General features: G+C 69.3%; 19 protein-coding genes. 9 read left to right on the top strand and 10 right to left on the bottom strand.

Annotation, left to right across the window (positions count from 1 at the left end; all coding sequences use genetic code 11):
* Positions 1–59: 59 nt before the first annotated feature.
* Entirely contained in the window at positions 60–548 is a 489-nt protein-coding gene (locus tag ACFC8N_RS07075) for a hypothetical protein (RefSeq protein ID WP_376287201.1), read from the bottom strand.
* A 1,110-nt stretch (positions 549–1,658) separates the two neighbouring features.
* Here ACFC8N_RS07075 and ACFC8N_RS07070 point away from each other — a divergent pair.
* A complete protein-coding gene (locus ACFC8N_RS07070) occupies positions 1,659–1,895 on the top strand; it encodes a hypothetical protein (RefSeq protein ID WP_376287198.1) in 237 nt (78 codons plus the stop codon).
* 47 nt (positions 1,896–1,942) lie between these two features.
* Here ACFC8N_RS07070 and ACFC8N_RS07065 read toward each other — a convergent pair whose 3' ends face one another.
* Positions 1,943–2,410, bottom strand: coding sequence for a hypothetical protein (locus ACFC8N_RS07065; RefSeq protein ID WP_376287196.1), 468 nt, complete (start codon positions 2,408–2,410; stop codon positions 1,943–1,945).
* A gap of 84 nt (positions 2,411–2,494) precedes the next feature.
* Positions 2,495–2,719, bottom strand: a complete 225-nt coding sequence (locus ACFC8N_RS07060; RefSeq protein WP_376287193.1) for a DUF397 domain-containing protein — start codon at positions 2,717–2,719, stop codon at positions 2,495–2,497.
* 804 nt (positions 2,720–3,523) lie between these two features.
* Here ACFC8N_RS07060 and ACFC8N_RS07055 point away from each other — a divergent pair.
* The 4 genes from ACFC8N_RS07055 (at position 3,524) to ACFC8N_RS07040 (ending at position 5,826) form a co-directional block, all read left to right on the top strand.
* Entirely contained in the window at positions 3,524–3,778 is a 255-nt protein-coding gene (locus ACFC8N_RS07055) for a hypothetical protein (RefSeq protein ID WP_376287191.1), read from the top strand.
* Positions 3,750–4,265 (top strand): DUF6879 family protein, encoded by a 516-nt coding sequence (locus tag ACFC8N_RS07050; RefSeq protein WP_376287188.1) that lies wholly within the window; start codon positions 3,750–3,752, stop codon positions 4,263–4,265. The genes ACFC8N_RS07055 and ACFC8N_RS07050 overlap by 29 nt, the downstream gene beginning before the upstream one ends.
* Positions 4,266–4,279: 14 nt before the next feature.
* On the top strand, positions 4,280–5,128 hold the full coding sequence (locus tag ACFC8N_RS07045; RefSeq protein ID WP_376287185.1) for a helix-turn-helix domain-containing protein: 849 nt from the start codon (positions 4,280–4,282) through the stop codon (positions 5,126–5,128).
* A 332-nt stretch (positions 5,129–5,460) separates the two neighbouring features.
* Complete coding sequence (locus ACFC8N_RS07040; RefSeq protein ID WP_356035519.1) at positions 5,461–5,826, top strand: four-helix bundle copper-binding protein; 366 nt, start codon at positions 5,461–5,463, stop codon at positions 5,824–5,826.
* A gap of 64 nt (positions 5,827–5,890) precedes the next feature.
* Here ACFC8N_RS07040 and ACFC8N_RS07035 read toward each other — a convergent pair whose 3' ends face one another.
* A complete protein-coding gene (locus ACFC8N_RS07035; RefSeq protein WP_376287183.1) occupies positions 5,891–7,195 on the bottom strand; it encodes an LCP family protein in 1,305 nt (434 codons plus the stop codon).
* A 118-nt stretch (positions 7,196–7,313) separates the two neighbouring features.
* On the opposite strand from ACFC8N_RS07035, the gene ACFC8N_RS07030 reads away from it, so the two are divergent.
* On the top strand, positions 7,314–7,874 hold the full coding sequence (locus tag ACFC8N_RS07030; RefSeq protein WP_356035514.1) for an acyl-CoA thioesterase: 561 nt from the start codon (positions 7,314–7,316) through the stop codon (positions 7,872–7,874).
* A 7-nt stretch (positions 7,875–7,881) separates the two neighbouring features.
* Here ACFC8N_RS07030 and ACFC8N_RS07025 read toward each other — a convergent pair whose 3' ends face one another.
* Positions 7,882–9,264 (bottom strand): LCP family protein, encoded by a 1,383-nt coding sequence (locus tag ACFC8N_RS07025; protein WP_376287179.1) that lies wholly within the window; start codon positions 9,262–9,264, stop codon positions 7,882–7,884.
* A 251-nt stretch (positions 9,265–9,515) separates the two neighbouring features.
* On the opposite strand from ACFC8N_RS07025, the gene ACFC8N_RS07020 reads away from it, so the two are divergent.
* The gene (locus ACFC8N_RS07020; protein ID WP_356035509.1) at positions 9,516–10,544 is read left to right on the top strand and encodes a glycosyltransferase family 2 protein; all 1,029 of its coding nucleotides are present in this window, start codon (positions 9,516–9,518) and stop codon (positions 10,542–10,544) included.
* Positions 10,545–10,583: 39 nt separating this feature from the next.
* Here the strand turns inward: ACFC8N_RS07020 and ACFC8N_RS07015 are convergent, their stop codons facing one another.
* The 4 genes from ACFC8N_RS07015 to ACFC8N_RS07000 form a co-directional block, all read right to left on the bottom strand.
* Complete coding sequence (locus ACFC8N_RS07015; RefSeq protein ID WP_376287176.1) at positions 10,584–12,221, bottom strand: LCP family protein; 1,638 nt, start codon at positions 12,219–12,221, stop codon at positions 10,584–10,586.
* A gap of 143 nt (positions 12,222–12,364) precedes the next feature.
* Complete coding sequence (locus ACFC8N_RS07010) at positions 12,365–14,134, bottom strand: LCP family protein (protein ID WP_362823257.1); 1,770 nt, start codon at positions 14,132–14,134, stop codon at positions 12,365–12,367.
* A gap of 229 nt (positions 14,135–14,363) precedes the next feature.
* Positions 14,364–15,545, bottom strand: coding sequence for an LCP family protein (locus tag ACFC8N_RS07005; protein ID WP_356035502.1), 1,182 nt, complete (start codon positions 15,543–15,545; stop codon positions 14,364–14,366).
* Positions 15,546–15,656: 111 nt separating this feature from the next.
* Positions 15,657–16,412, bottom strand: a complete 756-nt coding sequence (locus ACFC8N_RS07000; protein ID WP_356035499.1) for a TIGR03089 family protein — start codon at positions 16,410–16,412, stop codon at positions 15,657–15,659.
* Positions 16,413–16,540: 128 nt separating this feature from the next.
* On the opposite strand from ACFC8N_RS07000, the gene ACFC8N_RS06995 reads away from it, so the two are divergent.
* Together ACFC8N_RS06995 and ACFC8N_RS06990 are read left to right on the top strand one after the other, a co-directional pair.
* Positions 16,541–17,929: a peptidoglycan recognition protein gene (locus ACFC8N_RS06995; protein ID WP_376287171.1), complete on the top strand. Its 1,389-nt coding sequence runs from the start codon at positions 16,541–16,543 to the stop codon at positions 17,927–17,929.
* Positions 17,930–18,146: 217 nt separating this feature from the next.
* The gene (locus tag ACFC8N_RS06990; RefSeq protein WP_356035493.1) at positions 18,147–19,229 is read left to right on the top strand and encodes an NDP-sugar synthase; all 1,083 of its coding nucleotides are present in this window, start codon (positions 18,147–18,149) and stop codon (positions 19,227–19,229) included.
* Between the two features lie 99 nt (positions 19,230–19,328).
* Here the strand turns inward: ACFC8N_RS06990 and ACFC8N_RS06985 are convergent, their stop codons facing one another.
* Entirely contained in the window at positions 19,329–20,312 is a 984-nt protein-coding gene (locus ACFC8N_RS06985; protein WP_376287168.1) for a DNA-3-methyladenine glycosylase family protein, read from the bottom strand.
* Between the last annotated feature and the right edge of the window lie 88 nt (positions 20,313–20,400).

The raw sequence follows: 20,400 nt of genomic DNA, 5'->3' as shown, positions 1-20,400 counted from the left end.
GGCGAGTCCTACGCCCCTTCTTAAATACAGTTGACATGGCGACCTGGTGCAGTGCGGCGCTACTTACCTCGCAGCGCGGCGTACTTATTCGTCTCAGCGTCGATGTTCTTAGCGATGCGCTCCAGCTCCCAGCTGAATGGGCTTCTCCAATTATCAACGCCATGCTGAATTTTTACTCCGCAGCCGGAAAGCCGTTCCAGGCTGGCTCGAAGTTCACCGATAAGCTCCTGATGTCTAACCGGTTCAATAACCCAAGTCTTCACTGTCTCATTGGCGATCGGCAGCGCCTTTGTCAATTCTAGATGCGCTCGCCTAACCCGCTTACGCTCCTCTTCGACAGCCTTCAGTTCAGCGGCACGATCCTCGTCCATCTTGACGTGCCGGAGTTGCTGCCTCTTCTCCCGGTCACCCTTCATGATCTCGACGCGGTGCCGCAGATCGTCAACCCAGATCATGGTTGCCTCAAGCGAGGCTTTCCGCCAAGCCGTGATCATTCCGGCAGCGAAGCCGAAGACCAGCGTGCTAATGAGTCCGGCCCAGTCGACCACGTGTCCCCCTATTGCGCAGTCAGAGTGTCCAGGAATCTTACTCCCGGGCACTGACAGTGCGCGTCTCTCTTGACGAGCAACCTGGGCCTACCCCTGCCAGCCACGGGGGACATCTTGCCGGGGCTCGGAGGCGTCAGCCGTATAGCCGTCAAAGTGCACCTAGACCGGCTTCGGCGCGTACATCAGATTGTTCCTCCTCCCACACCACCAGGGCGAAGGACGTGCAGAGGCGCCGGAAGCCACCATGTCCGGTCCGGCCGGTATGGCTTATGCACCCGACATCGACGGAGGCCCCATCCGTTGAAGGGGTGGCCTGCCGGTCGCACTCATACGTCAGACACTCGGCCTCGAAGGTCACGTCAGTATTCGAGTGCCGGGTTGGTGATCTTGTGTTCGATCCAGCAAAGGATGGAACGGGGCATCACGGGCAAGTGAAGTCCAGCGAGGGACCGAAGCACCGGCAAGCCAAGCCGGTACAGGGCAGGTGCAGCAGAGTTACTAGCAAGTGGAACAGGCTTAATAATTCCCAGAGTTGGGGCGAACCGAAGAACAGGTGAGATGATTCCGGAGGGGTCCCTGATCTTCAGGGACCCTCTTCTCGTTCACTGATCAACCACATATGATCACCGATCACACGAACCATGTGGGGGGTCCATCTACATGCCAACGACACAGGGCAACCGCCCGCTGAGAAACATCGTTGACCGCTACGGCTGGCCGAAGGTGCTTCTCGTCGCCTGCATCATCGGCGCCTCGGGTGGCTGGATCAGCTCTCACATCGGCCACAACGACGGGCCGCCGGCCTGTGCGAAGCGGTGGGCTGGCGTGTGTCCGGCGTAAGTAACGCGGACGCGAACAAGATGGTCGAGTGTGACGACCCAACGGGATTACGTGATCCATGGTCTCTGAAGCTCCGCCGCAGTACACACAGCAACCTCTGACGGGGGAGCAGACGACTCGTCGAACCTCGTGCCAGCCTGCCACGATTGCGACCAACGTAAGGGCGACAAGACGCCGGCCGAGTTGATGATTGGATGGGATCTGCGCTCCCGGTGGAGCGGGAAGGGAACAGCCCAAAAGTCAGACTTCGGCGGCAAGAGTCTTCGGGACATGTACCTGTCTATACATGAAGAAGTGTTGACGCTGTTCGATGATCTCGACACGGTTGCGGCCGAGATAGCAGACCCGAAACGCCGGGCGTGGTTCATCTGGGCAACTCCCTTCAAGTACCCCAGTGACATGGGTATCGGGTACTACCGCGCGCGCTTCGCCGAGGAGGTTCAAAAAGCCAAGGCGGAGGGGTGGCCGGACAACCGTCCCGAATCGGTCAAGAAGAGGAGTGCCTAAACAAAGAAAAGCCCAGCTCGAAGGCCGGGGCTCTCTCGTTGCTTGGACTACGCGACTGGGCAGGCCAGTTCAGGGTGCGAACGATTCGGGGAGCACGTCACCACTGCCAGGGACAGATACGAGGGACGTTCGAGGTAGAAGCCGTACGACACATCAGCACCTGAGTGCAGTTGTTCGGCAGCAGCGTTCACCCGTCGGGCCAGGCGCGTGGTGTCTCGGTCCCTCTCCGATGCGAAACGGGGGGTGTACTCGGGCAGACGCTCACCGAGCCAGGCCGCAGCTTCCTTCGCCTCATCCCACGTGCCCCGAACCAGTGAATGGGGCTTGACGAGCCAGTACGCCGTTTCCAGCGGCGGGAGATCCGACGTGGGGAACTCTGCGGCCACCTCGCGGTAACGAAGGATCAGTTCTGGCCTGCTTCCGGCCGGGGGCGGCTCAGGATGTGGAGGTCGCCGCAGGGCCTCATTGTCGAAACGCTCTTTCGGGCCGGTCCATAGATAGCCGTGGTGGTGCACCAGTCGTTCCGTTCCGAGGAGTGCCAGCCGGGCCGAACCCAGGGACGGGGGATGGACCCGGCCCGGCTGGCTAGAGGGGGAGGATCAGACGTTCAGGCCGAAGCGGGCCGGGTCGATACCGGCCGCGTCCAGCTCCTCCGTAGTGAAGCGCAGCGGCTCTGCGTTCGGCCGCTTGCTGTCACTGAGGGCCCAGGCGTCCTCGCCGATGCGGGCCAGGGTCACGCACCCCTCGGTGCAGGGGCCACCGCACGCCTGGACGAACGAGGCCCCACTGATGTCGAGCGCGTACAGGTCGGTTCCGTTCTGCATCACTGCACCTTCCTGCTCAACTAATCGCGGCCATGACTGACCGCCGCCGCCCGTAGCGGGCGGGAGTCCAGGTCCGCCACAACTGCGGCAGGGGCTCTACTCGGCGCGAACGACCATGGCGAACGAGGTCCTGATACGTCGGAAACCGGCGTGACCAGAGCGGCCCGTGTGGCTTATGCACTCCACATCGAGGGATGCCGACTCGGTGGAAGGTGTCGCCTTCCACTTGCAGTGCAGGCACTCAGCCTCAAAGGTCACGTCCGTATCCGGGTGCTCGGTGATCCTGTGCATCACGTACCGCATCACCGTTCTGATGGTCACAGCCGGCCCCTACGGCTCTGCGCGTTGGCTTCGGCAACTCTGCTGCTCAGTCCCTCTGTCGACCCATTCGGCGGGGTCTTGTAGTCAGGACACTTCGGGATCCCACACTCGCACCGGGGCCAGCGCAAGGCCGAACTGGGCGCCATGTCGGCGCCTTCGGGGCCAGGATCGCTCTTGTGCACCATGAGCACGCCGCCTACGCCGAATGCATCGGAGAGACGGGATAGGAACTGTCGGGCCTCACTGCTGCCCAGATGATCAGCCGGTTCGGTGCCCCGCGCCCTGCTTTCGCCCATCACGCCGCGCCCTCCCGATCGTTTCCGCGTCGATGTGCCGACCGTAGGAAGTGGCGACTGTCGGGCTCCACAAACTTGCACGAGCTTGCACGCCAATTCTTGTGGCTGGTAGCCATATTGACGCTGTCTCCACAGGTCAACGAAGCTGATGCAAGCCCGAGCAAGCACCTAGACCAGGGAGCCAGCCATGGCCGTAGAGTTCATTGGAATCGACCCCGACACGGACCGGGACCACTGCCCCACCGTGTGGGCAGACGCCAAAGCTCAGGAGGTCTTGTTGCAGGGGTGGAAGCCGAGCACTGAGACTCAGGCGGACTGCGAGGCAAGCAGCCCCGCGAACGGTCCGGTGCCCGAGAGCGAAGCCATCGTGAGGATTCCGGCCCGGATGATCCCGATGATCAGGGAGGCGTGTGATGCTGTCGAGCGTGCCCAGCTTCGCTGAGCTGCTTGGCCAGTGCGAGCGGTCCGCTGTCCACCTGGAGCTGCGTGACGCCTACGCGCCAACGGATCGGTTCGAGGCCTGGAAGAGGGGCGAGCGGATCAACTGGGAGGACCGTGAATCCTGGTGGCACCCCTACGACCAATTGATCACGGACACCGTGGCCCGGGGCGTGGCGATTCGCCGAGCCCGGGTGGTCTCCGAGCCGGTATCGGATTACATCCGGTGGGAGCACTACGTCACCCGCGCCAACGTCACGGCCGGTGAGGAAGTGCGGTGGTTGCCACGGCGACGGGCCACGAGTATCCCTCTGCCAGGGAATGACTTCTGGTTGTTCGATGGTGCGCTGCTACGGGTGCACCACTTCTCAGGTGACGGTGCGGTGGTGGAGGACGAGGTAACGACGGACCCAGAAGCCGTGAAGCTGTGCTCCGCCGCGTTCGAAGCAGTCTGGGAGCGAGCGATCCCGCACCACCTGTACAAGATCTGACGAAAGCCAGCTCCGTGCCCACACACCCGTCCTCACGCGTTCAGCAGGTCCGCGAAGAGCTGGCCGGCCGTCTGCGTGAGATCCGGAAGGATGCGGGGATCAGCGGGCGGGAGCTGGCCGTCAGGTGCGGTTGGTCAGAGTCGAAGTCATCCAGGATCGAGAACGCGAAGACGCCTCCCTCCGATAGGGACATTAGAGCGTGGTGCCGAGCCTGCGCCGCTGATGATCAGGTCCCCGACTTGATCGCGGCTAACAGACAGTCCGCCGATGCTCACGTGCAGTGGAGACGACTCCAGCGGAGCGGCCTACGTCGCCTGCAAGAGTCCACAGGTGATCTGTACCAACAAACCAAGCTATTCCGGATCTACGTCTCCGACGTGATTCCCGGATTCCTCCAGACGCCCGGATACGCCACTGCCCTGCTGTCATCCATTGCAGACTTCCGAGGAACCCCGGATGACGTGAGTGACGCTGTGACGGCCCGCATGAGGCGTAACGGGGTGCTGAGCAACGGCACACGCCGGTTCTCGTTTGTACTGGAGGAGTCCGTGTTGCGGTACCGGCTGTGCAGCGCAGAGACGATGGCAGCGCAGCTTGGTCATCTGCTCGGGGTCATGGATCTCCAGAACGTTGCCGTGGGGATCGTCCCGTTCTCGGCGCAGCGGACTATGTGGCCGATGCCAACCTTCACGATCTTCGACGGCACCAGGGTGCACGCGGACACGCTGGATGCTGCTGCCACCCTCACGCAGCCCAGCCAGGTCGAGTTGTACGCCCGAGCCTTTGACCGGCTCTCGCAGGTGGCCGCGAGGGGAGCAGCGGCACGTTCCCTGATAGCGGATGCGGTGGCCTCCCTCACGTGACAAGCGATGTCGGTGCACCCCTCGGTAGTGATCATGGGGAAATGCTGGGGGAGTACCTCCTGAAGGGTATGTTCGTGCAGGTCAACGCCATGTGACCTGTAAGGCAAAGGGATCTACGAGGGCACGAACCAGGTCCAGCGGATCGTGATGGCCCGCAACCTGCCGTAACGGCACGGCGGTTCACAGCTCGGTGAAAGGCGCCCTCTGGGGCGCCTTTTCGCTGCCCGGGGGCACCTGCCGACCGGTCGGTCACATGCGGGACCCCGGCGCCTGACATAGGACGGAAGCACGCGGGGACCCGTCCAGGGGTCCCACTTCCCCCAGGAGGAGCCATGACCCAGTCCGGAATGACGATGAAGCCCATGACGCAGCAGATGCAGGAGTGCGTCGACGCCTGCATGACCGCGCACCGTATGTGCGAGGAGACCATGAGCTCCTGCATGCACATGGGCGGGCAGGTGCAGATGAAGATCATGCGTGCGCTCATGGACTGCTCCGAGACGACCCGCATGTGCGCCGACATGATGATGCGCCGCTCGCCCATGGCGGGCGAGATGTGCGCGATGTGCGCCAAGGCGTGCGACATGTGTGTCGAGGCGTGTATGACGATGCCGGACGACCCGCAGATGATGCGCTGCGCGGAGGCGTGTCGCCGCGCGGCGCAGATGTGCCGGACGATGGCGGGCGCCGCTATGTGAGAGTGCGGCCGACCACGGCGGAGGGCGCCCACGGGGGCGCCCTCGGCTGCGTGCACGGGCCGGTCTAGTTGCCGGAGACGGTGACCTTCTGGTCGTTGTTCAGCTCGTCCACCAGCGTCTTCACCTTGGTCTTGTCCCAGACGAGGTTGCCGCCGACCGAGCCGGAGATCGGCATGTTCAGGGACGTGCCGGCACCGCCCTGGACCCCCTTCATCGCCCAGAACATCGAGGCCAGGTCCCACAGGCCCATGTCCTTGTCGACGATCAGCGAGTCCAGGCCCGCGCCCATCACCGGGTAGAACGTGAAGGGGTTCAGGATCGTCGAGGGCGTCGCCACCTGGTGGGCCAGTGCCGACAGGAACTTCTGCTGGTTCTTGGTGCGCTGGAGGTCGCTCGCGGCGAAGGCGTGCCGGGTGCGGACGAAGGCGAGGGCCTGTGCGCCGTTCAGCGTCTGCTGGCCCGCCTTGAAGTTCGCGCCGGACCATTTGTCCGAGAAGCCCTTGTCGATGTTGATATCGACACCGCCGACCGCGTCCACGATGTTCGCGAAGCCCTGGAAGCCGATCTCCACGTAGTGGTCGATGTGCAGACCCGTGTTCGCCTCGATCGTGCGGACCAGCAGCGTCGGCCCGTCCTCGGCGTAGGTCGCGTTGAGCTTCTCCTGCCGGCCCTGCGCCGGGTAGACCTTCCCGGACGTGGAGCCCTTGTACGACGGGACGGTCACGTTCGAGTCGCGCGGCAGCGAGACCAGCGTGTCGCCGTTGTCGCCGACGTGCAGGATCATCATCGAGTCCGTGCGCTTGCCCTCGGCGGAGCCGGTGTGCAGCTTCTGCTCGTCCGCCTTGGACATGCCCTCGCGGCTGTCCGAGCCGACGATCAGGTAGTTCGTGCCGGAGCCCGACGCGGGCCGGTCGATCACCTGGGACAGGTCGACCTCGCGGCGCAGCTTGGAGTCGGCCCAGAAGTAGGTCGCGACCGACGTGACGACCAGCACGGTCGCCAGCGTGAGCACGGTCCACTTGATCCGCCGCCGCCAGTTCGGCGCGGGACGCGCCCCCCGGACCGGCGCACCGCCCGGCCCCTCCGGCCCGCCCCCGCCGGGACCGCCGTAGACCTGGCCCGTGTTGTAGCCGCTGTCGTACTCGCCGTAACCGTCGTCGTACGACGGCTGCTGCGGCACGCCCGCCGCCCCGTACGGCGGGGCGGCCGGGCCGCGGTTGCCGTACGCCGAGCGCTGCCCGGGCGGTGTCGCCGGGCCGCGCCGCACCTGGCGCATCACCTGGGCGCCCTCCGGCTGTGCGTCGGAGCTGCCGCGCCCGTAGCGCGGGCCGCGGTTGTCGTCGGACCATCCCTCGGGCCAGTCATTCATGGGCCCAGTGTGCAGGGCGCGGACATGGGCCGTACAAGAGCTGTCGGAAAATAGGAGCGGCGCTGTTGCGAAGCCGACACAAATTCCGTGAAAGTCGCATCGGCATAAGGTGGAGGGCATGACAGACCAGGCCACGGACGTGGAACGGGACATGGAACCGGACATACCAGGCAAGCCGACGTCCGCCTCACGCACCACTCTCAGCCACATCATGACCCACAACGACACCAACCTTCTGGGCACGGTGCACGGCGGCGTGATCATGAAGCTGGTCGACGACGCGGCGGGCGCGGTGGCGGGCCGGCACTCCGGCGGTCCCGCCGTCACCGCGTCCATGGACGAGATGGCCTTCCTGGAGCCGGTCCGCGTCGGCGACCTGGTCCATGTGAAGGCCCAGGTCAACTGGACCGGCCGGACCTCCATGGAGGTCGGCGTCCGGGTCCTGGCCGAGCGCTGGAACGAGTCGGCCCCGGCGACGCAGGTCGGCTCGGCCTATCTGGTCTTCGCCGCCGTCGACGCCGACGGCAAGCCGCGCCGGGTGCCCGCGGTGGTTCCGGAGACCGACCGCGACCGGCGCCGCTACCAGGAGGCCCAGATCCGCCGCACGCACCGCCTGGCCCGCCGCCGGGCGATCCGGGAGCTGCGGGAGCGGCGCCTTGCCGAGGGGTTCGAGGACTGACCGGGTCCTAGGACCCCGCGCACACCACGTCGCTGCCGCGCACCGCGCGCGGGGCCGGCTGCCCCGGGTCCTCGAAGCGCACCTTGTGCACGTCCTTGAAGTCCGCCGCGACCGTCAGCCTCAGCAGCTGCCCCTGCCCCGGTACGGCCCGCAGCTCGGCGCCCGGCAGGGCCGCGGCGAGGGCGCGGGCGGAGCGGTCCCAGCGGGGGTCGTAGGAGATGACCGAGTGCGGGACATGGGCCGGGGCCGTCACCGGCTGCCGGGTCGTGGTGAAGCCCGCCTCCGCCAGCGCCGCGTCCACCCGCTTGGCCAGTCCCAGGGTGGCCGAGCCGTTCGCCACCTGGACCCGGACCTGCCCCGGATCCACGTCCACCGGGGTCACCGGGGCCGGTGCCGGGCCGTCGTGCCGCGACTGGTCCGCGGTGAGCGGCTTGTCGTCGCGCAGGGACGTGAACAGCTCGTCCGCCTTCGCCTGGTCCCACTTCAGGGTCGAGCCGATGCCCCTGACCTCGTAGTTCATCTGCCCGATGGGCACGGTGACGAACTCGGAGGAGGAGGGCGAGAAGTCCCGCATGGCCCGGCCGAGGTCGAGCAGCTCGTCCGTGCCGAAGGTCTCGTCGGCGCGGACCGAGCCGAGCACCGCCCGGGCCACGTCCCTGAACCGCATCGGGTTCAGCAGCACCCCCGAGGAGGCGGCCTTCTCGATCAGCGAGGCCAGGAACCGCTGCTGCCGCTTCATCCGCCCCAGGTCGCTGGTGCCGTCGACGTGCCGGGCCCGCACGTACTGCAGCGCCTGCCCGCCCTTGAGGGTGTGCGTGCCGGGCGCGAGGTCGAGCCCGCTGTACGTGTCCTTCAGCGGGGTCGGCGTGCAGATCTTCACCCCGCCGAGGACGTCCACGGTCTTCATGAAGCTGGTGAAGTCGACCTCCAGATAGTGGTCGATCTTCACATGGGTCATGTTCTCGACCGCGCGGACGGTCAGCTGGGGGCCGCCCTCGGAGTAGGCGGCGTTCAGCCTGATCGGGTGCGCCGGGTGCTGCTGCCCGGTGGCCTGGTCGGTGCGGGCGGGCACCTCGGCGTAGGAGTCGCGCGGCAGGCTCACCACGGTGGCCCGGTCCCGGTTCTCCGAGATGTGCACGATCATCATCGTGTCCGTGCAGTGGCAGGGCGCCCCGCCCAGCCGGTACGCCCGCCGCTCCTGCTCGGTGATCTTGTCGCGGCCGTCGGTGCCGACCAGCAGCACGTTCATCCCGTGGCCCGCCCGGGGCCGGTTCTTCATGTCCTTGAACGCGTCGACCCGTGTGATGCCCGCGTCCAGGCTGCTGATCACCGTGTGCCCGATCCCGGCCGAGGCCAGCACCACCACGGACAGTGTGCACAGCGCCCGCATGGCCCAACGCGGCCGGCGGGGGGCGCGCAGGGACCTCACCGGCCCTACGGGCGGGCGCGGCACACGGCGGGGCGGCTGCGGTCGGCGCTGCGGAGGCGCGGGGGACCGGGGCGGGCTGGCCAAGGGGGACACCTCCGGGCGAGGCCGTACGTGGGATCCGTGAGCACGGTAGGCCGATACGATCTCCAGCCCGGTCCTGCGCCCCTGCGGCACGCAAAGGTGTCCCCCGTTCGCGGTAACGTGAGCCCCCTATGAACGCCAAGTCCGACGTGCGGCTCCCCGCTGTTTCCGTGATCATGCCCGTCCTCAACGAGGAGCGGCATCTGCGCGGGGCCGTCCAAGCGATCCTCGCGCAGGAGTACGCCGGCGAGATGGAAGTCGTGATCGCCCTCGGTCCGTCCACGGACCGCACGGACGAGATCGCGGCCCGGCTCGTGGCCGAAGACGCGCGCGTGCACACCGTTGCAAACCCGACCGGCCGTACGCCCGCGGCGCTGAACGCGGCGATCAAGGCCTCCCGGCATCCGATCGTGGTCCGCGTCGACGGCCACGGCATCCTCTCGCCGAACTACATCACGACCGCCGTCCGGCTCCTGGAGGAGACCGGCGCGCAGAACGTCGGCGGCATCATGCACGCCGAGGGCGAGAACGACTGGGAGCACGCCGTCGCGGCCGCCATGACCTCGAAGATCGGGGTCGGGAACGCCGCCTTCCACACGGGCGGCGAGGCCGCCCCCGCCGAGACGGTCTACCTCGGCGTCTTCCGCCGGGAGGCGCTGGAGCGGCAGGGCGGCTACAACGAGGAGTTCATCCGCGCCCAGGACTGGGAGCTGAACTTCCGCATACGGGAGGCCGGCGGCCTGATCTGGTTCTCGCCGGAGCTGAAGGTGTCGTACCGGCCGCGGCCCTCCGTGCGGGCGCTGGCCAAGCAGTACAAGGACTACGGCCGTTGGCGGCACGTCGTCGCGCGCTACCACTCCGGCTCGATCAACCTGCGCTACCTCGCCCCGCCGACCGCGGTGTGCGCGCTGGCGGCGGGCGTCGTGGTCGGCGCCGTTCTCACCCCGTGGGGCTTCGTCGTCCCCGGCGGCTACCTCGCGGCGATCGCCGCGGGCTCCGTCCCGGCGGGCAGGGGCCTGCCCCTGAAGGCCCGCCTGCAGATCCCCGTGGCCCTCGCCACCATGCACATGTCGTGGGGCTGGGGCTTCCTGACCAGCCCGAGGTCGCTGGCGAAGAAGGTCATCGCGTCCCGGCGGCCGGCGGTCCTCAGCTCGCACTGAGCCGGCGAACAGGGCCCCTCTCCGGCAGGGGCCCTTCCGCTACCACTGATACGGCTTGTACACGTCCATGCACTGCGACGTGTCCGAGCCGTTGACGGCGTCGGAACCCGTGGGGATGTCCCCGGCCTTCGGCTTCGACTGCCGGGGGTACGACGTGCCGGTGCGCCAGTCCGCGCCGACGACGACCGTGACTCCGGACACCCCGGTCGACTGCTGCACCGAACCCGCCGGAATACCCAGCGCCTTGGCCACGGCCTGGGCGTCGCCCGCCAGGTCCGCGCTCGGGTACTGCACGACCGTCTTGTCCGCGGACTGCGTCACGGAGGTGTCCGCCGCCGCCCTCGCGTAGCCCTGCTGCGCGAGGGCCTGGCCGATCGCCCCCGCCCGGCCCGGCACCGCCGCCTCGGTCGAGCTCTGGGTGGCGTTCTGCACCAGCACCCCGAGCCGGGCCGGGTCCGTCGAGGGGGCCTTGGCCGTCTTCCCGGACTTGTCCGCGGTGTCCGCCTTGTCCGCGGGCTGCTTCGTGTCCGCGCCCTTGCCGCCGCCGTCGTCCTTGCCGTTCTTGTCGAGCGGCACGTCGTCGCGGAGCATCTGCCACAGCTTGTCGGCGTTCGCCGTGTCCGGCACCACGTGGTTCGTGGGGTCCTGCGGATCCTCGATGTTGGGCATCGTCACCGACGTGATGCGGTCGGACGGCACCGACTTCATCTCCATGCCCAGGTCGTACAGCTTCTTGACCGTGCCGATCTCCTCGGAGACCTTCAGGGACTTGGTGGCCGCCTCGGCCAGGTTCATCAGGCGCCCGGTGTCGGTGAAGACGTTCTGCTGCCGCAGCGTGCGCATCATCGAGTTCAGGTACATGTGCTGGGCGCGCGCCCGCATCAGGTCACTGCCCCAGGCGTGCCGGGTACGCAGCCACTGCAACGCCTGTACGCCCTGGACCTTGTGCGTGCCGGCCGTCAGCTTCAGTCCGGAGCCGCCGCGCTGGGCCGCGGTCGGGTGGTCCCACACGTTCTGCTTCACACAGACGTCCACTCCGCCGATGGCGTCCGCCATGCTCACCACACCGGAGAAGTCGATCGTCATCCAGTGGTCGATGTAGACCCCGGTGAGGTTCTCCCAGGTGGACAGCGTGCAGCCGGCCCCGCCGCGGGCCAGGGTGGTGTTGATGATGTTGTTCGTCGCCGGGTAGACCTTGCCCGTCTCGGAGTCCGTGCACCGGGGGATGTCGACCCGGGTGTCCCGGGGGATGCTCACCATCGCGGCGCTCTTGCGGTCCGCGGACAGGTGGATGAGCATCTGCACGTCCGCGTTCGGAGGGCCCCCGACGCTGTCCCTGCTGCCGCCGAGCTGCAGGTTCTCGGGCGAGTTGCGGCTGTCCGAGCCGATCAGCAGGATGTTCAGCGGGGTCTGCCCGGCGGCGTTCGGCGCGGTCTTGTGCGCCTTGGAGTCGCCGCTGCTGCGCGCGCCCTTCTGGATGTTGCCGTTGAGGTGCTGGTAGTAGAGGTAGCCGGCGCCCGCCGCGCCGAGTATGACCACCGCGAGCACGCTCGCCGACCAGCGCAGGGCGCGCCGTCTGCGTCGTCGCCGGTCGGTCTTCGCGCCGCCCGGCGGCCGGCCTCCGCCGTGCCGGCCGGAGCCGTCCGCCGCGTCCGTGGACCGCGGCGTGAGCGACATCGTGTCGCCCTCCGCGGGAGCCTCTCCCCGCACATCGCTCTGCGCCAAACTTCCTGCCCTCCCCACCCTTGCGCCCCACCCCTGGTCATGAAAACGGGCCCGTCCCGCGTCGGGTTAGACGCACGACGGGCCCGAAGGGTTACCTATGAAGCGCACTTGGCCTCGCCGGCCGTCGACCCGTCGACCTTCGGTGCCTTCGACGGAGCGGTGAGCGAGACACCGGCGCCCTTGAAGTCCTTGCCCAGGGTCAGCGTCATCGCCGGCAGACCCTGGGAGTTGATCACGCTCTTGCCGGGGACGAGCGCAGAGCCGGGCAGCCCCATCAGGGCGGCCAGTTCCCGGGCCTGGGCGGCCTGGTCGGGGGCGTACTCCAGCGTGGTGTTCTTCACCTCGGCCGGTGCGTTGCCCGCGTTCTCCGACTTCAGCACGCCCTTGTCGGTCTGCAGCCAGGACAGCTCCTCCTGCGCGCTGCCCGACTGGGCACCGCCGTTGAGGATCCGCACCCGCACGTCCGACGGCGCGGACCTGCTGCCCTTGAGCTGGGCGGCCTGGGCGTCCTTCGCCGCCTTCTGCTTCTTCTTCACGTCGGTGAAGGAGACGTCGTTCTGGATCGCCTGGAAGACCGCGGGTGCCGTCGACTGGTTCACGACGACGGTCGCGTGGACCTTCTCGGCCGGGTTGTCTATCACCGGCACCGTGGTGAAGGTGATGTTCTTCGGCGGCACCTTCTTCATCTCCAGCGCCATGTCCTTGAGGGTGCTGATGCTCTTGATGCCGGTGTCGACGGTCAGCGCCTTGGTCGCGGCCTCGGCCAGGTCCAGCAGCTTGGAGGGGTTGGTGAGGGTGTCGCTGGAGGACATCTTGCGCATCAGCGAACCCAGGAACTGCTGCTGGACCTTGATGCGGTCCAGGTCGCCCTGGTTGCCGAAGCTGTGCCGGGTGCGCACGAAGGCGAGGGCCTGCTCGCCCTCCACCACCGACTTGCCCGCGGGCAGCTTCAGATGGGACTCCTTGTCGTTCACCGGGTGCGCGACGCACACCTCGACGCCGCCCACCGCGGTCGACAGGGTCTTCACCGCGTTGAAGTCGGCCATCATGAAGTGGTCCACGTGGATGCCGGTGACCTCCTCGACGGTGCGCATGGTGCAGCCCGGGTCGCGGCCGTCCTGCCCGAGGCTCGTGTTGAAGCGCACGTTCTCCGTGCCGGGGATCACCTTGGTGCTGCCGTCCGGCTGCTTCGTCGGGCAGTCCGGGATGTTGACGATCAGGTCGCGCGGGATGCTCAGCGCGGTGGCGTTCGTCCGGTCCTTGGACACGTGCAGCAGGATGTTGGTGTCCGCGTGCCCGACGCTGCCCGCGTCGCCGTAGCCCTCGTTGCCCTTGCCCGTGCGCTTGTCGGTGCCGATGACCAGGAGGTTGAAGGCCTCGTCCTTGCTGAAGCCCTTGGAGCCCGCGTCGCCGACGTCGGTCGAGCTGATGTTGCCTTCGAGGTGCTGGAGATAGAGATAGCCGGCGGCACCCGCTGCGACCAGCACGAACGCCGTGCCGCCCGCGGTCCACGCGAGGACCTTCTTGGCCTTCGACTTCTTCTTCCCGTCCCTCTGCGCCGGCCGTCGCGCGGCGCGTCGCCCCTGCGGGGTCTCCGGCTCGCCGCCCCGGCGCCGGGCCGAGCGCGGCCGGGGCACCTCGGCGCCGCCCACCTGGCTCATCTCCCGGGTCTCCCCGGCGGCCATGTCGTTACGGCGGCGCCGCGCACCGCCGCCCTCCTGGGCGGCCGGTCTGCGGGGAGAGGGCACCTGCGACTGCGCTGCGGAAGTACCCAGTCGCAGTTCGTATTCGCCGGTATTCGGATTGAGTACCCACTGGTCGGCGGGATCGATGTTGTCCGCCCGCCCACGGCCTTGCGCGTCCACGGTTGTCCGAATCCTCCGTCGGGGCCACGCGGCGCCTTCCCCCGCAAAGGCGCTCGGGTCTCGGTGAATCGGTGCACGGCTCCAGGACTGGCCTCGCGCCGGGTGCACCGGATCGCTCACACTATCCGCCCAGTTCAGCGTCCAGCGACGCCGGTGACAAATTCGCCCTCCCTACAACTGGGCAATCCCCCTCATATTCTGAACGGAATTCGGGCGCGCCGGTGTGCGCTCACGCGCAGCCGTGCTCGGCGGCCGTACTGCCGCGGAAGGTCGGCGCGGGGGAGGGCGAGCCCTTGCCGCCCGTGTCCCCGCCGGGCCGCGCGGTCTTCCCGGGCGTTTCCCGGGCCACCGCCACGGGCTGATCGGCGCGCAGCCGCGTGAACAGTTTCCCGGCCTCCGGCTCCACGAGTTGGTCACGGTTGGCGTCGTGGACGTACGGCTTCCTCGGTACCGTCAGGAACTGCACCTGTTTGATGGGAATGTTGCGCAGCCCCCGCACCAATTGGTACAAGCCGCGCAGACTGGCCAGTTCCGGATCGGCGGTCAGTGAAGAGGTCGCCGCGTCCAGCACCGGATAGAGCTTCACCGGATTCAGCAGTACGTCGCTGCTCTGCATCTTGTTGACGAGTGCGCCGAGGAACTGCTGCTGCCGTTCCATCCGCTCGGTGTCGCTGCCGTCGCCCAGCGACTCGCGGGCCCGGACGAACCCGAGCGCCTGCTCGCCGTCCAGCATGACCTCCCCCGCGGGCAGCGTCAGCCTGGCCGCCTTGTCGTGGACGGGCTCCTTCAGGCAGACGCGCACCCCGTCGACGGCGTCCACCATCTCCTTGAACCCGCTGAAGTCCACGACCACGTGATGGTCGATCCGGATACCCGTCAGCTTCTCGACGGTACGGATCGAACAGGCCGAACCCCCCACCGCGTAGGCGCTGTTGAACATCGTGAACACCGGCGCGCTGCGACTGCCGTCCGCCCGCAGACAGCGGGGGACGTCCACCATCAGGTCTCGCGGCAGCGACACGGCGGTGGCGCTGCGCCGGTTCGCGGCGAGGTGCAGCAGGATCGTGGTGTCGGACCGCTCGCTGCCCAGATCCCGCCCGTAGCGCGCGTTGCCGTCCCCGGACCGGGTGTCGGAGCCGATCAGCAGGATGTTCTGCGCACCCTTCACCAGCGCGGTGGGGCGCTCCCGCTCGTACCGGGCGAGCTCCCGGGCGGCCGCGTCGTCCGCGGTGATGTTGGCGTCGAGGGCGGCGTAGAGGAGCCAGCCGCCCCCGGCGGCCGCCGCGACGGACGCGGCCAGCCCGAGCGCCCCCCGCCGCATCCACCGCCGCCGACGCCTCCGCGCCGGCCCGTCCCCGACGGCCGAGGCCCCGAGCCCGGGACCGAGGGCCCTGCCTGCGGTGTCGGTCACGGGCGGGGCACCCCCTCATCGGCGTACGAGCGTCACGTGCTGCTCTCTCGACGATGGCCGGGATGGCGGCGGGCGGCGCCCTCAGCTAGTCCGAGCGGGGGAGAACGGCCCCTACCGCCGTACCGCGGTCACCCGCTCGCTCTCGATCCGCTGGGCGAGCGCCTCCTCGCCCAGCCGGTCCGGATGCCGGCAGAGCACCACGGACCCACCGGAGGCGAGCGGCGAGAACAGCCCCGCGCTCAGCCCCTCCCAGGTGTCGTACGGCAGCCCCGACAGCAGCCGCGAACCGGGCCCCGTCAGCTCCAGCTCCGCCGCGTCGGCGAGCGCCTTCTGCACGACCTCGGCCGCGCTGAACTCCGCGCCGGCGACGATCAGCGCCGGCGCGTCCGCGTCCACCGGAGCGAACGGCACGAACCGGTCGCCCTGCCCCGGCACCTCCACGGCGTAGTCGAGGAACCCGTCCGGCGGCTGCGGGAAGCGCCCGCCCAGCGGCCGCAGCGCGAGAGCGACCCGCTCGCCCCGGCACGCCCGCGCCGCGTCCAGCGAGTCCGGCCCGCTGACCACCACGTCGGCCACGGACGGCTCCCCGCCCACGTCGGCGAGGGCGCCCACCGACGCACAGGCCAGCAGCCACACGGCCGTCTGCCAGTGCGCGGGCAGCAGCAGGGCGACCCGGTCGCCGGGCTCGACGGAGAGTTCGCCCTGAAGGAGGTTCGCGGTCTTGGCCACCCAATTGGCGAACGTGGCCACGGACAGTTCGACACGTTCGCCCGTGGCGTCGTCGTAGAAGGTCACCAGCGGGCGGCCGGGGTCCGCGGCGAGCGCGGAAGCCAGCAGGTCGGCAGGGGTGCGATCGGTGGCGTTCACCCGGGAAAGGGTACGCGCGGGCGGTCACCGGCCGTGCGTGCCCGTGCCACCGGTTCGGCGGAACCTTTCCGACGGTCCGTCAGATCACCTGTGGACAGACTTGTCTGACTGTGTTCAAGATCGTAACCATGCGTGGACTTCTCACCCATTTTTCCGGTGTGCCCCTGATTGCCACCGCGTGCGCTGCCACCGCTCTCGCGCTCCCCTCCCTGCCCCTGCCCGCGAACACCGCGAACGCCGCGCCCGTGGCCGCCGTGTCCGCCGCGACCGCCGTGTCCGGGGCCGGCGACCCGGGAAGCACCCGCTCGCTGCCCCTCGCCCCCCTCTCCCGCGCGCGCGTCCTCGGCGCCGCCCCGGAACAGGGCCTGTACCGGGCGGGCGGCGAGCACTTCTCGCTGCTCGGGGTGGTGTGGGACGACCCCGGCGCCGAGCTGCGCGGCCAGGTCCAGGTGCGCACGCGGGCGGCCGGCACGGGGGCCTGGTCCGACTGGCAGGACGTCGAGACGCACAACGGGGGACACGGCCCCGACCCCGGCACGGCGGAGGCGGCCTCGCGCCGGGTGCGCGGGGCGACCGCACCGCTGTGGGTGGGGGCCTCGGAGGGGGTGGACGTACGGGTCCGCGCGGCGTCCGTACCGGTGCGGGACGGACGCCGCGCGGCCGGAGCGCGGACCTCGGCGCCGTTGCCGTCCGGGCTGCGGCTGGAACTCGTCGATCCGGGGGACGACGGAACGCCGCCGGACGCACCGGCCGGCACGCCCCACACCGTTCCGGACACGGAGGCGGCGCGCGCGGCCTCCGCCGCCAACACCGACGTCGCGGGCTTCGGCGCCCTGGAGATCCCGGAGCTCGACAAGGCGGCGACCGAGCGGGAACTCACCCGCCTCAAGGGCCCGGCCCGGACGGCGTCGTACATCGGGGCGCGCCCGCGGATCGTCACCCGCCTGGGCTGGGGCGCGGACGAGTCACTGCGCGAACCCGGGTTGGGCTACACGAGGACGGTCAAGGCGGCCTTCGTGCACCACACGGGCTCGGGCAACCAGTACAGCTGCTCTCAGACCCCCTCCGTCATCCGCAGTATCTACCGCTACCACGTCAAGAGCATGGGCTGGCGGGACATCGGCTACAACTTCCTCGTCGACAAGTGCGGAACCGTCTACGAGGGCCGGGCCGGGGGCGTGGCGAGGGCGGTGCTCGGCGCGCACACTCTCGGGTTCAACGGCGACAGCATGGGCATCGCCGTGATCGGCACATACACCGGGACGGAGCCGTCCGACGCGGTGGTCACGGCCCTCGCCCGGCTGACCGCGTGGAAGCTCGGGCTGAACGGCGCCGATCCACAAGGCAGGACATATCTCACGTCGGGTGGAGGCAACCTCTACCGGAAGGGTAAGAACGTGCAGCTGAACGTGATCTCCGGCCATCGGGACGGGTTCGCCACCGACTGCCCCGGCGCGGCGCTCTATGCCAGGCTCGGAACGGCTCGTTCCGCTGCCTCCGACTACCAGGGACGCTGAACGGGCGGCCGTCGCGGGCGCGGTGAACGGGGCTCGCGTTCACCGCCGTCGGCGGGGGCGCGCCGGTCTCACACCGTTCTATTACCGATCTCGTGGAAAACCTCGCGGTCGTCAAGGGCGCCGTCGCTACGGTCTGCATACACTGACCGGCCGAAGCCGAAACGAGTAGTAACGAGTAGTTCGACCGGTCCCGGCAGGAAGAAAGCAGAGACGACAGGTGACAGAAGCGATCCTCCTGGTCGGCGGCAAAGGCACCCGGCTGCGTCCACTGACGGTCCACACGCCCAAGCCCATGGTTCCGGCCGCCGGCGTACCGTTCCTCACGCACCAGTTGGCGCGGGCCAAGGCGGCCGGCGTGGACCACATCGTCCTCGCCACCAGCTATCTGGCCGAGGTCTTCGAGCCGTACTTCGGCGACGGCTCCGCTCTCGGACTGAGCATCGAGTACGTGACGGAGGAGGAGCCCCTCGGCACCGGCGGCGCCATCCGCAACGTCGCCTCGCGTCTGCACTCCGGGCCCGACGAACCGGTCCTGATCTTCAACGGCGACATCCTGACGGGCCTGGACATCGAGGCCCTGGTCGACACGCACCGTTCGACGGGCGCGGACGTCTCCCTGCACCTGACGAAGGTGGCGGACCCGCGCGCCTTCGGCCTGGTCCCGACCGACGAGACCGGCAGGGTGCTGGCCTTCCTGGAGAAGCCGCAGACGCCCGAGGAGATCGTCACCGACCAGATCAACGCGGGGGCGTACGTCTTCCGCCGCTCGGTCATCGACTCGATCCCGCTGGGCCGCCCGGTCTCGGTGGAGCGCGAGACGTTCCCGGACCTCCTCGCGGCCGGAGCCCACCTCCAGGGCATGGTCGACTCCACCTACTGGCTGGACCTCGGCACCCCGGCAGCCTTCGTCCGCGGCTCGGCGGACCTGGTCCTGGGCCGCGCGCCGTCCCCGGCCGTCCCGGGCCGCTGCGGCGACCGCCTCGTCCTGCCCACGGCCACGGTGGCGCCGGACGCCAAGCTGACGGGCGGCACGGTGGTGGGCGAGGGCGCGTTCGTGGCCGAGGGCGCCCGTGTCTTCGGCTCGACGATCCTGCCCGGCGCCGTCATCGAGCCGGGCGCGGTCATCACCGACTCCCTGATCGGTACGAAGGCCCGCGTCGGCGAGCGCTCCGTGCTCACCGGCACGGTCGTCGGCGACGGCGCGATCGTCGGCCCCGACAACGAACTGCGCGAGGGAGTCCGGGTGTGGTGCGACGCCCGCATCCCGGCGGGCGCGGTGCGGTTCTCCTCGGACCAGTAGTGAAGGGCCGGTAGTTCGCCGGTAGTTCGGGTCAGCAGTGACGAGGGGGCCCGGGGACCACTCCCCGGGCCCCCTCGGCCGACCCCGGCGCAGGACGCCTCACAGCAACCCGATGTCCACCCGAGGCATCTTCGGTGCCCGCCGGGCCGGCACCTGCCCGCTCAGCAGGATCAGCCGGGCCGCCCGATGCCGCTGCCCGGCGTACGGCTCCAGCAGGCGCAGCATCCGGGCGTCGTCGGCATGACGGTCCCCGGCCAGCGCCCATCCCACGATCCCCGGCAGATGCAGGTCCCCGACCGTCACCGCGTCCGCCGCACCGTGACTGCGCTGCACGACCTCCGCCGACGTCCACGGCCCCACTCCGGGCACGACCTCCAGCCGCGTCCGCGCCTCGGCGGCCGGCATCCCCACCGCCTGCTCCAGCCGCGCGGCGACCCGTACGGCCCGCAGGATCGTCGACGCCCGCTTGTCGTCGACGCCCGCCCGGTGCCATTCCCAGGAGGGGATCAGCGCCCAGGTCCGCGCCGCCGGCATCACCCGCATCGGCCGCTCGGACACCCCGGCGGGCCCCGGCGCCGGCTCCCCGAACCTCCGCACCAGCAACCGCCAGGCCCGGTACGCCTCGTCGGTCGTGACCTTCTGCTCCAGCACCGACGGGATCAACGACTCCAGCACCAGCCCGGTCCGCGTCAGCCGCAGCCCCGGCCGCCGGTGCCGCGCCAGCGCCACCACCCGGTGCCGGGGCACGAACGCCTCCGGGTCGTCGGCCGCGCCCAGCAGTTCGGGCAGCCCGTCCAGCAGCCACTCGGCCCCCGGCCCCCACGCCTCGCCGAGCACCTCACCGGCGTACGCCCGCACCCGCAGCGTGCCCGGCCCGGCCGGCGTACGGCAGGCCCGCCACACGGATCCGTCCGGCGTGGCCCGGAACGTGGGATCGGCGGGCCCGCGCCGCAGCGGTCCGAGCACCAGCCCGAGATCCAGCGGTCCCTGCGGCGTCCACCGCCGCACCCGCGCCGCCGCCGTCGCCTGCCGCGGGATCGGGCCAGGGGGGAGCGTGGGCCGCTGGGGGAAACGTCCTGCCACGAGTGAGGTCCTAGGAGAGCCGGTGCCGTGCTGCTACGAGAGTAGGCGGTGCGGGAAGGAGCCGTGCGGGACTTTCCCGCACCGCCCC

Source organism: Streptomyces sp. NPDC055966 (assembly GCF_042269865.1).
In the GTDB taxonomy this organism is placed as follows: domain Bacteria; phylum Actinomycetota; class Actinomycetes; order Streptomycetales; family Streptomycetaceae; genus Streptomyces.
Note: the sequence above shows the minus strand (reverse complement) of the source record. Positions and strands in the feature narration are given on the sequence as shown.

Bases quoted from the DNA above. Each gene is read 5' to 3' on its own strand.
- ACFC8N_RS07070 (WP_376287198.1), top strand. From the start codon at position 1,659: ATGTACCTGTCTATACATGAAGAAGTGTTGACGCTGTTCGATGATCTC.
- ACFC8N_RS07060 (WP_376287193.1), bottom strand. From the start codon at position 2,719: ATGCAGAACGGAACCGACCTGTACGCGCTCGACATCAGTGGGGCCTCG.
- ACFC8N_RS07055 (WP_376287191.1), top strand. From the start codon at position 3,524: ATGGCCGTAGAGTTCATTGGAATCGACCCCGACACGGACCGGGACCAC.
- ACFC8N_RS07050 (WP_376287188.1), top strand. From the start codon at position 3,750: ATGCTGTCGAGCGTGCCCAGCTTCGCTGAGCTGCTTGGCCAGTGCGAG.
- ACFC8N_RS07040 (WP_356035519.1), top strand. From the start codon at position 5,461: ATGACCCAGTCCGGAATGACGATGAAGCCCATGACGCAGCAGATGCAG.
- ACFC8N_RS07035 (WP_376287183.1), bottom strand. From the start codon at position 7,195: ATGAATGACTGGCCCGAGGGATGGTCCGACGACAACCGCGGCCCGCGC.
- ACFC8N_RS07030 (WP_356035514.1), top strand. From the start codon at position 7,314: ATGACAGACCAGGCCACGGACGTGGAACGGGACATGGAACCGGACATA.
- ACFC8N_RS07025 (WP_376287179.1), bottom strand. From the start codon at position 9,264: ATGCGGGCGCTGTGCACACTGTCCGTGGTGGTGCTGGCCTCGGCCGGG.
- ACFC8N_RS07020 (WP_356035509.1), top strand. From the start codon at position 9,516: ATGAACGCCAAGTCCGACGTGCGGCTCCCCGCTGTTTCCGTGATCATG.
- ACFC8N_RS07015 (WP_376287176.1), bottom strand. From the start codon at position 12,221: ATGTCGCTCACGCCGCGGTCCACGGACGCGGCGGACGGCTCCGGCCGG.
- ACFC8N_RS06995 (WP_376287171.1), top strand. From the start codon at position 16,541: ATGCGTGGACTTCTCACCCATTTTTCCGGTGTGCCCCTGATTGCCACC.